This is a genomic window from Mesorhizobium sp. P2_E7 (assembly GCF_056403855.1).
Genome location: NZ_JBFUER010000001.1, coordinates 2752021 through 2767456, shown reverse-complemented (window position 1 = coordinate 2767456; position 15436 = coordinate 2752021). Strand labels below are relative to the sequence as shown.

Annotated in this window: 13 protein-coding genes and 1 tRNA gene; 9 read left to right on the top strand and 5 right to left on the bottom strand. The window is 62.3% G+C overall.

Annotated elements, in window-relative coordinates; all coding sequences use genetic code 11:
- Window positions 1-51: 51 nt before the first annotated feature.
- From AC1DYC_RS13675 to AC1DYC_RS13650, 6 genes are all read left to right on the top strand, one after another.
- A complete protein-coding gene (locus AC1DYC_RS13675; protein ID WP_477407018.1) occupies window positions 52-1716 on the top strand; it encodes an amidohydrolase in 1665 nt (554 codons plus the stop codon).
- Window positions 1703-2788 carry a CobW family GTP-binding protein gene (locus AC1DYC_RS13670; RefSeq protein WP_477407016.1) on the top strand — a complete coding sequence of 362 codons (1086 nt, stop codon included), beginning with the start codon at window positions 1703-1705 and terminating at the stop codon, window positions 2786-2788. The genes AC1DYC_RS13675 and AC1DYC_RS13670 overlap by 14 nt, the downstream gene beginning before the upstream one ends.
- 34 nt (window positions 2789-2822) lie before the next feature.
- Window positions 2823-4007, top strand: a complete 1185-nt coding sequence (locus AC1DYC_RS13665) for an ABC transporter substrate-binding protein (protein ID WP_477407015.1) — start codon at window positions 2823-2825, stop codon at window positions 4005-4007.
- Window positions 4008-4157: 150 nt separating this feature from the next.
- The gene (locus AC1DYC_RS13660) at window positions 4158-5027 is read left to right on the top strand and encodes a branched-chain amino acid ABC transporter permease (RefSeq protein WP_477407013.1); all 870 of its coding nucleotides are present in this window, start codon (window positions 4158-4160) and stop codon (window positions 5025-5027) included.
- Complete coding sequence (locus AC1DYC_RS13655; RefSeq protein ID WP_477407011.1) at window positions 5014-6732, top strand: branched-chain amino acid ABC transporter ATP-binding protein/permease; 1719 nt, start codon at window positions 5014-5016, stop codon at window positions 6730-6732. Before AC1DYC_RS13660 ends, AC1DYC_RS13655 begins: the two co-directional genes overlap by 14 nt.
- Window positions 6729-7436: an ABC transporter ATP-binding protein gene (locus AC1DYC_RS13650; protein WP_477407009.1), complete on the top strand. Its 708-nt coding sequence runs from the start codon at window positions 6729-6731 to the stop codon at window positions 7434-7436. Before AC1DYC_RS13655 ends, AC1DYC_RS13650 begins: the two co-directional genes overlap by 4 nt.
- A gap of 388 nt (window positions 7437-7824) precedes the next feature.
- Here the strand turns inward: AC1DYC_RS13650 and AC1DYC_RS13645 are convergent, their stop codons facing one another.
- Both AC1DYC_RS13645 and AC1DYC_RS13640 read right to left on the bottom strand, forming a co-directional pair.
- Window positions 7825-8694 carry a hypothetical protein gene (locus AC1DYC_RS13645; protein ID WP_477407007.1) on the bottom strand — a complete coding sequence of 290 codons (870 nt, stop codon included), beginning with the start codon at window positions 8692-8694 and terminating at the stop codon, window positions 7825-7827.
- A 143-nt stretch (window positions 8695-8837) separates the two neighbouring features.
- On the bottom strand, window positions 8838-10430 hold the full coding sequence (locus tag AC1DYC_RS13640; protein ID WP_477407006.1) for a hypothetical protein: 1593 nt from the start codon (window positions 10428-10430) through the stop codon (window positions 8838-8840).
- A gap of 358 nt (window positions 10431-10788) precedes the next feature.
- On the opposite strand from AC1DYC_RS13640, the gene AC1DYC_RS13635 reads away from it, so the two are divergent.
- Complete coding sequence (locus AC1DYC_RS13635) at window positions 10789-11100, top strand: hypothetical protein (protein WP_477407004.1); 312 nt, start codon at window positions 10789-10791, stop codon at window positions 11098-11100.
- A gap of 29 nt (window positions 11101-11129) precedes the next feature.
- Here AC1DYC_RS13635 and AC1DYC_RS13630 read toward each other — a convergent pair.
- Window positions 11130-11206, bottom strand: a tRNA-Met gene (locus AC1DYC_RS13630).
- Between the two features lie 364 nt (window positions 11207-11570).
- Here AC1DYC_RS13630 and AC1DYC_RS13625 point away from each other — a divergent pair.
- Window positions 11571-12530 carry a Gfo/Idh/MocA family protein gene (locus AC1DYC_RS13625; protein ID WP_023683623.1) on the top strand — a complete coding sequence of 320 codons (960 nt, stop codon included), beginning with the start codon at window positions 11571-11573 and terminating at the stop codon, window positions 12528-12530.
- Window positions 12531-12683: 153 nt separating this feature from the next.
- Here the strand turns inward: AC1DYC_RS13625 and mnmA are convergent, their stop codons facing one another.
- Window positions 12684-13874: a tRNA 2-thiouridine(34) synthase MnmA gene (mnmA, locus tag AC1DYC_RS13620; RefSeq protein ID WP_477407002.1), complete on the bottom strand. Its 1191-nt coding sequence runs from the start codon at window positions 13872-13874 to the stop codon at window positions 12684-12686.
- A gap of 257 nt (window positions 13875-14131) precedes the next feature.
- On the opposite strand from mnmA, the gene sciP reads away from it, so the two are divergent.
- Window positions 14132-14407: a CtrA inhibitor SciP gene (sciP, locus tag AC1DYC_RS13615; RefSeq protein WP_013529904.1), complete on the top strand. Its 276-nt coding sequence runs from the start codon at window positions 14132-14134 to the stop codon at window positions 14405-14407.
- Between the two features lie 63 nt (window positions 14408-14470).
- Here the strand turns inward: sciP and AC1DYC_RS13610 are convergent, their stop codons facing one another.
- Window positions 14471-15400, bottom strand: a complete 930-nt coding sequence (locus AC1DYC_RS13610) for an NADP-dependent oxidoreductase (RefSeq protein WP_477407000.1) — start codon at window positions 15398-15400, stop codon at window positions 14471-14473.
- Window positions 15401-15436: the final 36 nt, after the last annotated feature.

Sequence of the window (15436 nt, the reverse complement as noted above, 5' to 3'; positions counted from 1 at the left end):
AATCTATCAGCTGGCGTGGAGGCGCTGGCCATCGAAATGGGAGGAGAAAGAATGCCTGACAGAAGTGCCGAGCTGGTCTTCACCAATGGCCGCATCTACACGCTGGACCGCAAACGGCCCTGGGCCTCGGCCATCGCGGTCAAGGGCGGACGTATCATCGCGGTCGGCGAAGGCGCCGATATAGCGGCGCTGACAGGCGCTTCGACGCGCGTCGTCGACCTCAAGGGCGCCATGATGATGCCGGGCATCGTCGACGTGCACGCGCATCTGATGATGGGTGGCATTGCCGAACTGTTCGAACTGCGCTTCCCGCCGACGTCGAGCTTCGAGACGCTGATCGCGCGCGTCGGCGAGGCGGCGGCCAAGGCGCCCGAAGGATCCTGGATCATCGGCGGCCAGTGGGGCAGCGATCTCTTGCCTAAGCTGAACACGCTGGAGGCGCTGGCGGCGCTCGACCGCGCAAGCGACGGCCGGCCGGTGATGCTGCGCGACGACACCTATCACAACCGCTGGGTCAATTCGGCGGCACTCACGCTCACCGGCCTTTCCGCCGCCTCGGCGGATCCGGAGAAGGGCTCGATTGGCCGCGATGCTGCGACCGGTGCACTGACCGGCATGATGATCGAGACCGCCGCCGGTATCATCGAGCGCACCATTGCGCTGTCCGGCCACTACACAGACGAAATGGGCCGCACGGCGATGGCGCGCTCGATCGCGACGCTCAACTCCTATGGCGTCACCGCTTTCCTCGACGCCGCCGCCATGCAGCCGGTGCTGGCGGCGCTGAAAGGCCTCGACGATCGCGGTGAGCTTACTGCCTGGTCCGTGTCGGCGATGCCGGCGGTCGAGCCTTCCTTCATGTTCGGCATTGCCGGCGACGAACTGATCGCCTTGCGCGAACACTATCGCGGCACTCATGCCAAGCCGGATTTCGTCAAAATCTTCCTCGACGGCGTGCCGGGCGCGCGCACCGCAGCCTTCCACGAGCCCTATATCGAGGATGCGGTAGTCGGCTGCTGTTTTCGCGGTTCGACAATCGTCACCGTGCCGGAGCTGATCCGCTGGGTCGGCAAATGCGAGAAGCTCGGCCTCGGCGTCAAAATCCATTGCGCCGGTGATGCCGCCGTCAGCCAGGCGCTCGATGCCATCGATGTCGTGCGCTCCTTCAACGGGCCGACCAAAGTGATGCACCACATCGCGCATGCGAGCTACATCGCGCCGGAGGACATTGCCCGCTTCGCCGAACTTGGCGTCGTCGCCGATCTCTCGCCTTTCCTGTGGTATCCGACCAGCTTTCTCGAAGGCCACAAGCAGACCATGGGCGAGGCGCGCGCGCTGCGCTTCTGGCCGAACAAGGATCTGCTGGCCGCCGGCGCACTGCTTGCCGGCGGGTCCGACTGGCCGGTGATGCCGAACCCCGACCCGTGGGATGGCATTGAGGGGCTGGTGACGCGCCGCAATCCAAGCGGCGAATTCCCGGGTGCCGCGCTCTGGCCGGAGCAGGCGATCGATGTCGCGACGGCGCTGGAAATCTTCACCATCAACTCGGCCCGCGCCATCGGCCTCGGCGACACTGTCGGTTTGATCGAGATCGGCAAGTCGGCCGACCTCATCGTGCTCGACCGTAACGTGCTGGAAACGCCGGCGGACGATCTCGCGGACACCAAAGTGCTGGCGACCTGGTTCGAGGGGAGGGTGGTCTATGAACGCGCCTGATCCCAGCAGCGATGGCAGGATCCCGGTGACGGTCCTCACCGGCTTTCTCGGCAGCGGCAAGACGACGGTGCTCAACCGTCTGCTGCGCCAGCCGTCGCTGACGGGCGCTGCTGTTATCGTCAACGAGTTTGGGGCAGTCGGCCTCGATCATCTTTTGATCGAAGCGAGCGACGAACAGTTCACGCTGCTCGACAATGGCTGCGTCTGCTGCACGGTGCGCGGCGATCTTATCGCCACGCTGAAGGAACTCGACCGCAAGAGCCAGGCGGGTGAGACGCCGCCGCTGTCCCGGGTGATCATCGAGACGACCGGGCTCGCCGACCCGGCGCCGATCCTGCACACGCTGATGGCCGAAAATGAGGTTGCGGCCAGCTTTCGCATTGGCGGCGTCGTCACCACGGTCGACGCGGTCAACGGCGCGACGACACTTGCGCGCCACACGGAAGCGGCCAAGCAGGTCGCGGTCGCCGACCGGCTGCTGATCACCAAGACCGATCTTTTGGCGGGTGATGCGCTTGCTGACCTGCGGCATCGGCTGGAGCATCTGGCGCCGACTGTCGAGCAAATCATTGCCCTGAACGGCGAGGTCAATCTCGATCTGCTGGCAAGCTTGCCCGCCGACGCTGCGGCCGACGTGACACGCGTCGCCGCAAGGCTGGAAGCGGTCGCGCATGGCCATCACCATTGCGGGCCAGACTGCCACGATCACGACCATCATCACGACGCGCATCACGGCATCCAGTCGTTCAGCTTCGTCATCGACAGGCCTGTCGAGTGGAGCGCCTTTGCCCGCTGGCTCGACTATGTCGCGGCGCTGAGGGGCGAGGATCTCTTGCGCTTCAAAGGCCTTGTCTATGTCTCCGACCAGCCGGAGCGGCCGCTTGTCCTGCACGGCGTACAGCACGTGTTTCATCCGCCGACGCGGCTCGAGCGCTGGCCGTCCGCCGATCATCGCACCCGACTGGTGTTCATCGTGCGCAACATCGAGCGCGAGACCATAGCGCGCACGCTGGTGAAGTTTGCCGCCATCGACCCCGCCAGCATCGCCGCGCCGGTGCGCGCCGCCGCCTGACCAAAACCGCATGACAAAAATGGGAGAGACAAAGATGCATTGGAAATCGAGACTTCTCACCGCGGCACTGGCCGGCATCGGCCTTTCCACTGTCGCTGGTACGGCTTTCGCCGCAGGTCCGACCTGCAAGGACGGCGCGATCAAGGTCGGCGCCGTATCGACCGTCACGGGGCCTGCTGATTTCAGCGAGGTGCCGAAGGCAACGCAGGCCGCTTTCGACGCGGTCAACGCCGCCGGCGGCATCAATGGCTGCAAGATCGACTACACGATCGCCGACGACAAGGCCGATCCGGCGGTCGCCGCACAAGCTGCGCGCGACCTTATCGACAACAAGGAAGCGGTGGCGCTGGTCGGCTCGGCGAGCCTGCTCGACTGCGCGGTCAACTCCGCCACTTACAGCCGCAAGAAGATCCTCTCGGTCCAGGGCCTTGGCGTCGACGCCGCCTGCTTCTCCTCGCCCAATGTCGCGCCGGTCAATGTCGGTCCCTACACGCTGTCGACCGCGATGGCCTATTACGCCACCAACGAGCTGAAGGCGAAGAAACTCTGCGCCTTCTTCATCATCATCGGCGGCACCCAGGAGGCCTACAAGAAGGCGATCGAGAACTGGGAGACGATCAGCGGCCAGAAGATCCATCTGCTCGACCTGACGCTGCCCTTCCAGGGCGATCTCACGCCCTATGTCATCAAGGCGCGCGACGCCGGCTGCGATGCGGTGCTGACCAACCAGGTCGAACCGCAGGTGGTGCAGCTGATCAAGACGGTCGACGCGCAGAAGATCTCTGGCATCAACTGGCTGTTCCTGGCGCCGGGCTACACGCAAGAGGTCGCCAAGGCGCTGGCCGACAGCAAGCAGCCGATCTATGCCGGCACCGAATGGGAGCCTTATACCGAGAAGGGCTCCGCCGCGAACGCGCAGTGGATCGCCGACATGCAGAAGGCGAGCCGTCCGCTCACCGCCTTCTCGCAGGGCGGCTATCTCGCCGCTGAACTGTTCCTCAAAGTGGTCGCCTCCATCGATGGCGAGGTGACACGCGAAAGCGTCGGCCAAGCCCTGCACGACATGCAGCCGCTAACCAATCCGCTTGCCGGCAGCGCCTACGTCTTCGGCAAGGACAAGACGCATTCGCCGATGCAAGCGACCAAGGTGATGAAACTCGAGAGTGGCGCCTGGGAGGTCGAAACGCCGGACTGGGTCGTACTGCCTCAGGCCAAGTGAGGTCCTCCCGGGCGTCGGCGCTGCCTCTTGCGGTCAGGCTCTTTCTCCCCGTTTACAGGGAGAAATATCCGGCAGGACTATGAGGGGCAGCGCCGATCTCGACAAATATGTCGGGCCGACGCTGGCCCGCTTTCCAAAATCGGGAAAACGATGAACGCATTGCTCACATCCGCCGTGGCGGGACTGACAGCCGGGGGCACCTATGCGCTGCTCGGTGTCTGCGCCGTCTTCACCTACCGGCTTGTCGCCGTGGTGAATTTTACCGGAGCCGCCATCGGCACCGCCGGCACCTTCGTGCTGATCGCGCTGTTCGAGGCCGGCTTTCCGATCTGGCCATCGGTGCTGGCGGGCGTTGCGGCGGGCACGCTCACCGGGGCCGCGATCGGCTTCATCATGACGCGGTGGTTCGGCGAGGCCAGCGCCTCGACCAAGGCGGCGGTCACGGTCGCACTGCTTGTCGGCCTGATCGCCATCGGGCTGCGCCTCACCGGCGGCCAGCATCCGCACAACATGCCGGACCTCTTCCCCGGCTCCGCCTTTCGCCTCGCTGGCGTCGAGGTGACCATCGCCTCGGTGCTCACCATCGGGCTGGCTGTGTTGTTCACGGTCCTCTCGGACCTTTTCCTCAACAGGACCAAGGTCGGCCTCAATTTGCGTGCGCTGGCGGACCGGCCGATGGCAGCGGAACTGCTCGGCGTGCGCGTGCAGCTATTGTCACTGCTCGTCTGGGGCATGACGGGCGCCTTCACCACCTTCGCGCTGATGATCATCGCGCCGCAGCGCTCGCCGAATTTCATGACACTCAGCCTGCTGGTGGTGCCGGCGCTGGCGGCGGCACTGGTCGGCGTCTTTCGCAGCTTCTGGTGGACACTTGCCGGCGGCATTGCACTCGGTGTCGTCGAAGGGCTGGCAAGTTCGGTCGATTCCATCAGCCAGTACCGCAGCGCCATTCCGTTCCTGGTGGTGCTTGCCGTTCTTCTCTGGTCACAGCGGGAGGCCCGCTGGGATGAAGCGCGCTAGTCTGCGAGCCTCGCTCGCCATCATCGTCGTCGCACTTGTCGCCGGCTCCGCCGCCCTTGCTGGCCTACTGCCGCCCTATTGGGTGTTCCTCGCAACCTCGGTGTTGATCACTGGCGTTGCGCTGCAGAGCCTCGGCCTCGTCGCCGGCCGCACCGGAATGATCGCGCTTTGCCAGATGTCATTCGCCGGTGTCGGCGCCTGGACGGTCGGCTATCTCAACCTCGCCGAGGCGCCCGGCGGCCTGGCCGTGTGGACCTTGATCGGTGGACTGGCGGCAGTGCCGTTCGGCATTGCCATCGGCCTGCCGGCGCTGCGCCTGCGCGGTATCAACCTCGCCATCGTCACGCTGTCCTTCGCCACCGCCTTCGACACCATTCTGGCCACCATGACCTACCCCGGCCAGACCGATTTCCTGCAGGTGCCGCGGCCGGAACTGTTCGACAGCGACGAGGGCTATTTCGTCTTTGTGCTTCTGTTCTACGTGGCGATTGCGGTGGCGCTTGAATTCGTCAGCCGTTCGCGGCTCGGCGCCTCCTGGCTGGCGGTCCGGCATTCTGAGCGTGCCGCCGCGGCGCATGGCGTCAGCATCGCCACGGCCAAGCTCTCGGCTTTCGCCATCAGCGCCTTCGTCGCCGGCATTTCGGGTGGCCTGCTTGCCGGCTATCTCGGCACGCTGGTTTCGGAAAATTTCAGCATGATGCAGTCGCTTTCGCTCTATGCGGTGTCGGTGATGGCCGGCGCGCATTTCGCCGAAGGCGCGATCATCGGCGGTCTGCTCGTCGTCATGTTCCCGGAGCTTCTGCGTCGCCTGGATTGGCCGCAGGACATCGGCAATGTGCTGTTCGCCGTCGGCGCCACCCAGGCGCTGGCGTCCGGCGAGACGATGAGCGAGACTTTCCGGCGCCAGTTCCGCAAATTGCTGCCGGTTCGGGCGCTGAAAAGCACTGCGGCGAACGCGCAGGATTTGCCGTCGGCGGTCCAGCGTCCGGCAGGGGCTGCGCTCGCCATCGATGGGCTGACGGTCCGCTATGGCAGCGTGGTCGCGCTGAACAATGTCCGCCTCACCGTTGCCGCCGGCACGGTGGCCGGACTCATCGGTCCGAACGGCGCCGGCAAATCGACCTTCATCGACGCGGTCGCCGGCTTCCTGCCGTCCTATGAGGGCCGCATCAGCTTGAGCGGCCAGCCGCTCGAAGGCATGTCGGCAAGCAAGCGCGCCCGTGCCGGCGTTCGCCGCAGCTGGCAGACCACCCGCATCGCGCCGGAACTCACCGTCGGTGGTTATCTGGCGTTGGCGGCGAAGGGACTGTCGGCCGGCGAAACCAAGGCGGTGCTCGACTGGCTGGATTGCCCGCATCCTGACACGCTGGTCGCCTCGGTCGATGCCGGCACCAGGCGCCTGCTCGATGTCGCCGGCGTCGTTGCGGCGCGCCCCGCCGTGGTGCTGCTCGACGAGCCGGCCGCCGGCCAGTCGCATGAAGAGACGCTGCGGCTCGGCAAGCGCATCGTCGAGATCCCAAAGCTGTTCGGCTCGGCGGTGCTTCTGGTCGAGCACGACATGGATCTGGTCCGGGCAGTCTGTTCGGAAGTCACCGTGCTCGATTTCGGCCAGGTCATTGCTTCCGGTCCGCCGGCCAAGGTGCTTGGCGACCGTGCGGTGAAGAAAGCCTATCTCGGCATCGAGGAAGAGAGCGTGGCGGCATGAGCAGGCTCGTCGTTTCCAACCTGTCGATCAACCGTGCCGAATTGCCGGTCGTCAGCTCGGTCGATCTCGTCGCCGAGAGCGGCGCGATCAGCGTTGTGCTCGGCGCCAATGGCGCCGGCAAGACAACGCTGCTCGAAGGCCTGTCGGGCATCATCCCGATCGCCGGCGGCACCATCGTCATCGATGGCCGCGAACTGCAAAAGGCGCGCCCTGGCGCTCGTTCGCGCGAGGGCCTTGCGCATGTCGAACAGGGGCGCACAGTCTTCCGTCAGCTCACCACGGAAGAGAATTTGCGCGTCAGCCTGCATCCGGGCGCCGACATCGAGGAAGCCTATGCGCTGTTCCCCGAACTGGTGCAGCGCCGCGCGGTGAAAGCAAGTCTGCTGTCTGGTGGCGAGCAGCAGATGCTGGTCATTGCGCGTGCGCTTCTCACCCGGCCTAAGGTGCTGCTCATCGACGAGATGTCGGCGGGCCTCGCCCCGGTCATCGTCACGCGACTGATGAGCGCGGTGCGCAAGCTCGCCGATGACGGGCTCGCCGTGCTCCTGGTCGAACAGTTCGCCGCGCTCGCTCTGTCGATCGGTAACCGCGCCTATGTCATGCGCCGTGGCCGCGTTGTCTATGACGGCGACTGCGCGAAGCTCAGCCAATCGCCGGACGAACTGCACCGGCTCTATCTCGGCGGAGCCGCGGAGGCGGCTTGACGGCTGGTCCCTTCGGAAGGCGTAAAGCATTCCCGATGCCGCACGGACACACCAACCGGGCGACACCTTGATGCGGATCACACGCGCCGTGGAGATCGAGGGATTCGGGGGGCCGTCCTGGTGGTGCGCATCGGCGGTTCGTATCGAGACAGTATCGCCGACACCATAGTGCAGGATGATTCTGGTGCAATGCCCGCGGGGTGCGAATGCCCACAGGCGCGAGGACGCATCACACGATGACGACACATCACGCGAGAAAGCCTTCCCCAACAGAGTCAAAGCGTCGGGGGGAGTAGTGGAAGCGGGAGCCCGTTTCGTCCCCACCCCCCCCCGGTTCAAGTCCCGTTTGGCTGGGTCGAGACGGTCCAGCGGCGAGGGTTGGCAGGCGCTAAAAGAAAAATCGTCTTTCGAACGTCAGCAAGATGAGCTCGACGAGAGCTCGCATCTGGTAGAGGGTGCTCACAACAGGCTCTCTTTCAAATCCCTCGAGGTCGCCAAACGCTACGTTGAAGGTGGGCTGAAGGTCCGCCTCAAACTTCGTGGTGGGGGTCACCGTCATGATCTCCATGCAATCTTCGACCGTGGCGGGTCCTTCGACTTCAAGGATAATTTTCGCTTTACCATCGACAAACTCCATGCGGGGCTGGTTCGCGGTTATATGTTGGCTAAGGTTGTTGTCTTCGTCCCTTATGAAGTGACGACCCTTGCGGGGGCCGACTGTGAGCACACGTCCTTCTGAAACGATAAGAGCTTGAATATCCGTGGCGCACCGCATGGCGATTGGCACCAAACCAACACGATGCTTGTCACTTTTGTTGAGGAAATGGACGCCCGCCAAAAGTGGGGCGCCCCCAGAAAAATAGGGCTTGGTTTCTTTGATCATTTGGATTGCGTCAGGAGGGAGCTTTTTTACTCGGATCAGTTGGGATTCGAATTCTTGCTGGTTCCTGCCGAAGGGGTAAAAAACATCTCCCTGCGTCCAACCGTGCTTGACCGCAACGGCGGCAAGAATTTGGTCCAGGGGGGTCCGGATGTTATGGAGGATCTCCCCCGCGATTACCGCCAATCGGTTGGGAACACTGCCCTTAAGCTTGAACCTGAGGACAATATTTGGACTGTCAACATCTGGGTGGGGCGTGATTCGATGCTGAGCGGTTTTGAGAAACAAGCCGAGCGCGGTATTGAACTCCTCGATTTGGGCTTTGGCCCTTTCGATCTTTTCGAAAGGAGCGGTTAAAGGCTCCGGTTTCATTGTCATCGACCGCTCCGAAATCCAATAATGATAATCTGGACGAAGCCAACGTATCATGTGCGTTCTGATAGGAATTCACCCTTTCGGCTCGATAGCGGCGAGGTCAAGAAGGGTTAGGGGCTAAAAAGCCAATCCAGGCTTGGGGGCGGTCAATCGTCGCCGCTGTACGACTTGATCACCTCATTCCCGTTGATGACGAATCTGATGCCTCGCTTACTCCAGGTCACCAACGCCTTGTTCGGTTGGTTCAACCGGATCGCACTCAGATCGACATCCAACGTGTGGTGTCCGGCCTTCTCGTGCCATATTTCCACCCGTGCACGGTTGTTAAAATCTTGCCAAACGTTGATCTGTTGTCGGCCATCTTGAGAGCAATATTGGACAATATGAACGCCCCCATGGTCCGATAACTCTGTTTCGGGCGCAAACTCTGTCAGCAGGCCTCCTTCCTCACCCATTTCAAATGGTCTTTCGACGTCATTCTCGTCGGTGATCACCATATCAGGATGAGATCCCAGCAACCGAAAATCCTTCGGAAGGACAAATTTGGCGTTATAGTTTGGAATGACGGAATGAAAAGTGAGGATCGGATCGCTTCCCGCTTTCTTGTGCTTTCCTTTGTCTTGAAAGCGCCCTGTTATTACAATAGCGCATATATGAGCCCGCTTGGAGCTCTCGTCATCGACTGCGCTCTTTACTTCATCCAGAACCGACTGAAAGTGGCGCGGATCTCGATATGGAATCTGCAGATGAATTATGCCCGGGGCGTCAGGCGGGAGCTGTTTTTTGCTGGCATTCTTAATGAGGCCAATGATTCGTTCTGACTGCTTCGTGTCCGGGAATGTAAATGTATCGATCTTCCAGAGCTTTCGGGCAAACGTTTTTGTGACTCCCTCAATTTCTGCCTCGTAATACTCGGCGCCTCCCATCATCGAATCTGCGCCCTCAAGGGCGTGAACTTCAAACGGCAACTCCATGTGCTGGCCGACTTCCAAAATCTGGGAAACTCGCAGTGCGAAGCCATCTGTGCCCGCACGTGTCCGTCGCGGATAATTATCGATCATGTCGGAGGCTGTTACTATAATGGCGTCGCCGTCGCGCGCTTTAATCCTACTATTAGCGCGTATGACCACCGCAAGACCCATAGGCGAATTTTCCAATTTCCTAGCAATAGCAGCCTGAATATCCAACCAAACTCGCTGCTCAATTCGCACGTCGTCGAGCATGCTTTTGCACTCAAGATAAACGAGAGCACCGTCACTTGATTTGAACACGAGGTCGGGCCGCTTTTCACCGTGGACAGTGCTCTCTGGAACGAAATTAACATCTTGCCCCAACTCAAATGAATATGTGCCAGATATAAATAATTCAAATAATGTGGAAAAGAATTGCTTTTTATCGATTAGCCTCTTGAGTATCTCTGCGTAACTTTCACTCGATTTATGAAAATAGAGAGCGAATTGTAGTTCAAGCAAAAATGTCGCTTCCTCCGAAATTTGCATAGAGCCGGCCGCGAGTGACTTAGCTGCGCTGTCCAATGTTTCATACCAAGCGTGTACGAACGGGTGGACGGCGTTCATTGCCCGAAAGCGAGCTTCTAAATCTTCCGCGCTGGCATACTTTTCATGGCCGCGCATCAATCTAGAGAAGATGGGTTCCGTCAATAATTCACGCAGAGAGTTCGCTTTTTCCTCGATGTTTCTGAATGTGACCCTGTTCGGAGGAATTTCGTCGTCGTCCATTTGATCTAACCCGCTGAGTTGACCGCACAACCGAAGCGTATAGCGCGGTTTCATTGGGCCACGAAATTTGGCTGGGCCCAGACGGTCAGATGGTGAGTGCAGGGCGGCCTGACCGTCGCCAGCATTCTCATGTTCGCGACGCCCTTCGTCGCGGTCGGCTGGTTGCTGCCATGAGCGGGCGCGACGCAATCGACCGGCTCAACCGCTTGTGGCGCACAGGCCTTTCGCCCTGATGATCTGAACGAATCCCGCAGTGGCCCCCTTTCGATCTGACGCCGCTGACGGTGGCACCAGACGGGAAGCAGCAGCACGTCTGCAGCAATTTCCCGGAATGCGATTGCGAGGGCGATTGCACGGCATGATCTCCGAGGCCGAAGCCGAGCAGCGCCTACCCGAGCTGCGCGCCGAGCGCCAGCAGCTCGAAGCTGCGCTGGCCGTCCTGCCTCAACCGCCCAAGGTTGTGACGCTGAAACCGGCACTTGTGGCGCGTTACGCACGCGACCTCGAAGCCCTTGCCGACGCTATCGCAACCAATGGCTTGGTCTCGGAAGGGGCGAGGAAACACCTCCGTTCGATCGTGTCAGCAGTGACCGTTCATCCGCCAAAGCCGGGTGAGCAGCGCGCGATCGTGATTGATGGCTATCTGTCGGCGATGGTCAACAGGACCTGAAACAACGCGTCTCCCTTCGGGGGGAGCGGTGGTAGCGGGAGAGGGACTTGAACCCCCGACCCCAGGATTATGATTCCCGTGCTCTAACCAACTGAGCTACCCCGCCAGGGCGGCGAAAGGCCCGAAATGCGCCTTAAATCGAAAGGCATTTCGAGGCGTTCGCCAAGGTCGCGCGGATATAAGGTTGGGAGGGCGAGCCTGTCAAGCATCGATGCGTCGACCATGCCGGCATATTGTCGCCGGGCGAAAAGCTTTGCCGGGCAGACATCTGACGCTAGAGCCTGTTCCATCCCGATGGAGTCGCGACGGGGCTCCAGTCTTTGTTTGAGCATGGTCTCTGGACAAAACGGGTTCCCCGCTTGTCCGAGAAAACCGGTTCCCACTTTTCGGGACCATGCTCTGGTCCCCGGGGTTGAGTTCGGCGAGGCACGTCGCTATGTCTCGGCCAAGAAATCTAGAGTTTGAAGCTGATGAAGCCGCGCATTGCAGTCCTCGGTTGCGGATACTGGGGCAGCAACCACATCCGCACCCTCAAGGCGCTCGGCGCGCTGCATGCGGTTTCCGATGCCAACCGGGCGCGGGCCGAAGGTTTTGCCAGCGAGCAGGACTGCCTGGCGATCGAGCCCGACCAGCTGTTCGTGCGTGACGATATCGACGCCATCGTCATGGCGCTGCCGCCGCAATTCCATGCCGATCTCGCCGTCCGCGCCGCTGAAGCCGGCAAGGATGTGCTGGTGGAAAAGCCGATTGCGCTGACGGTGCCCGACGCTGAGCGTGCCGTGCAGGCGGCAAAGGACAATGGCCGCGTGTTCATGGTCGGCCATGTCCTGCGCTTCCATCCCGCCTTCGAGACGCTGAAGGCGCTGATCGACAATGGCGAGCTCGGCGAAGTCCGCTACATTCATTCGCATCGCCTCGGCCTCGGTAAATTCCACACCGAAAACGATGCGCTGTGGGATCTGGCGCCGCACGATCTGTCGATGATCCTGGCCATCACCGGCACCGAGCCGATCGAGGTCAGGGGTGAGGGAGCGGCACTGCTCGACAATCTCAGCGACTTTGCGCATCTGCATATGCGCTTTCCCAACGGATTGCGCAGCCATCTCTTCACCTCGCGGCTCAACCCTTACCGCGAGCGGCGGCTGACCGTGGTCGGCACCAAGGCGATGGCGGTGTTCGACGATGTCGAGCCGTGGGAGCGCAAGCTTGCCGTCTATCGTCACGCGGTGTGGCAAGACAGCGGCCAGTGGGCCTTCACCACCAACGAGCCGTCCTATGTCGCGGTCGGCCAGGGCATGCCGCTGACGCGCGAGCTGGAGCACTTCATCCAGTGCATCGAGACGCGGGCCGAGCCGCGCACCAGCGGCGAGGAAGCCATCAGGGTGCTGCGCATCCTGACCGCGGGCACGGTCACCCACACCAAGTCCTGAGACCGAGACCGGTCTACTCCGGCGGCCATCTGATGGCGTTTTCTGCGCTTCCGGTGCTCACGGACCCGAATGTCCGCTCCGCTCCGGTTCTCGAAACCACCACCATATGACTCGCCAGAGCGAATTTCGAAACGGCCTCTGAGAGGGCAGAACCTATTCCGCGGGAACCTGTGCCGGACGGGCGGCGAGCCGGGTCAGCATGGCTTCGGCCTCGGCGCCGCGCTCGGAGCGTTCGATGAAGCCGCCGCCGAAGACGCGGGCCTCGTTGCCGTCATCGGAATAGAGCACGCAGGCCTGCCCGGGCGCGATGCCGGACTCGCCGTCGACCAACTCCACCCATGTCGCGCCGGCGCGGTGATGCAGCACGGCCGGCCGCGGCGGCCGCGTCGAGCGGACCTTGGCAAACAGCTCCATGCCGGCCGCCGGGATGTCCGACAGCGAGCGATCGCCCAGCCAGTTCATGTTGCGCAGGTAGATCTTGTGCGTCTCCAGCGCCTCGCGCGGGCCGACAATGACGCGGGCCCGGTCGGCATCGAGATGGACGACATAAAGCGGCTCGCCAGACGCGATGCCGATGCCGCGGCGCTGGCCGATCGTGTAGCGCAATATGCCGTCATGGCGGCCAAGCACGCGGCCGTCGATGTGGACGATGTCGCCCGGATTGGCGGCAGCCGGCTTCAGCTTGGCGATGATGTCGGAATATTTGCCCTGCGGCACGAAGCAGATGTCCTGGCTGTCCTGCTTGGCGGCGACGGTCAGCCCCATCTCTTCGGCAATGGCGCGCACCGCAGGCTTCGACAGGCCGCCGAGCGGAAAGCGCAGGTAGTCGATCTGCGCCTGCGTGGTGGCAAACAGGAAGTAGCTCTGGTCGCGGTCGGCGTCGACCGGGCGGTAGAGCGCGCGGTGGACGCCATTGGCGCCGGAGCGGATGTAGTGGCCGGTGGCGAGCGCGTCGGCGCCAAGGTCCTTGGCGGTGGCCAGCAGATCGGCGAACTTCACCGTCTGATTGCAGGACACGCACGGGATCGGCGTCTCGCCGGCGACGTAGCTCTCGGCGAAGGGATCGATGACCGCCTTGCGGAAGCGCTCTTCATAGTCGAGCACGTAATGCGGGATGTCCAATGTCTCGGAAACACGGCGGGCGTCGTCAATGTCCTGGCCGGCGCAGCACGAGCCGGCGCGGTGGGTTGCCGCGCCATGGTCGTAGAGCTGCAGCGTGACGCCGACGACATCATAGCCCTCGCGCTTCAAAAGGCCCGCGACGACGGACGAATCTACGCCGCCCGACATGGCGACGACGACGCGGGTGTTTTGCGGGCTGGCGGGAAGGTCGAGGCTGTTCATGGTTCTTTCGTTCTGCGCGGCGCTTCAATGGCAGTGGCGCGAATATAGGTCAACCACATCAACGGCGCCAGCTTTGCGGCAGCGCCGATTTCGCGGGAAAATTGCGCGTCTCCCGGCCGTTCACTCAAATGCCGACGAAAAGACTAACGCGGCGTTCATGATCCTTACCTAGTCATTAGGGTTCGCTTAGGCAATTTTTAAAGCTGTGGCGGTAATGTGGTGGGGATTGGGTCTTTGAGTTTTTTGTAGAGAGTACGATGACCGATCTTGTTAGACCGCGAGTCAAATATGTTATCGGGCCTGACGGCAGCCCTCTTACGATTGCCGATCTGCCGCCGACGAATACACGTCGCTGGGTTATCCGGCGTAAGGCGGAAGTGGTTGCTGCGGTTCGCGGCGGGCTTTTGAGCCTCGACGAGGCATGCCAGCGCTACAAGCTGACCACCGAGGAATTCCTGTCCTGGCAAGCGTCGATCGACGAATACGGCCTTGCCGGGCTGCGCACGACGCGCATCCAGCAATACCGGCACTAGAGCCAGGATCTCAACAGAAAAGGGCGCGGTAACCGCGCCCTTTTGCCTGTCTTAAGGCCTGTTTCAGACCGTCAGCACCACCTTGCCGATCGGCCTGGTGGCGAGAAAGGCGTGCGCCGCGCCTGCCTGTTCGAGCGGAAAAGCCTTTGCCACATGGACAGTGAGCTTTCCCGCATCGACCAGTTTGCCAAGCTCAACGAGGCCTTCGCGGTCAGGCACCACGGACATGCGCTCGACGCGGATGTTTCGCGCCGCAGCCTTGGCCCGGGTGGTGTCGTGGACGTTGAGCAGCGACACCAGGACGCCACCATCCTTCAGGACTGTCAGCGATTGGTCGGCATGGTCGCCGCCCATCGGGTCCAGCACCAGATCGAGGTCGCCGACCTCGGCGGCAAAATCGCCCTTGGTGTAGTCGATGACCTCGTCGGCGCCGAGCGAGCGGACGAAATCGAGTTTTCCCGGGCTGGCGGTGGCGATGACATAGGCGCCTCGCGCCTTGGCGATCTGCACCGCCAGATGCCCGACGCCGCCGGCCGCGGCATGGATCAGCACGCGCTGCCCGTGCTTCAGCCCACCATGGCGGACAAGGCCTTGCCAGGCGGTCAGCCCGGCCAGCGGCAGCGCGCCGGCCTGATTGTGGTCGATGCCTTGCGGCTTCGGTGCGATTTCATCGACCGGGGTGACGGCAAGTTCCGCATAGGCCGCGGCCTGCTTAGGAAAACGCGGCATGCCGAACACGGCGTCACCGACCTTGAGGCCGCCGTTGACGCCCGGGCCAACCGCCTCGATCGTGCCTGAAATATCCCAGCCAAGGGTGAAGGGCGGCTCGCCCAGCAATGGATAATAGCCGGCGCGCACCGCACCATCGACCGGATTGATGCCGGCTGCGTGGACGCGAACGAGCACTTCGCCTGACTTGGGCGAAGGGGTTGGACGATCGGCGATGACGAGCACGTCGGGTTCGCCGACGGAATTCTGGACAACGGCACGCATGGGATATCTCTCCTGATTGGGTTCTTTATGCCGCTA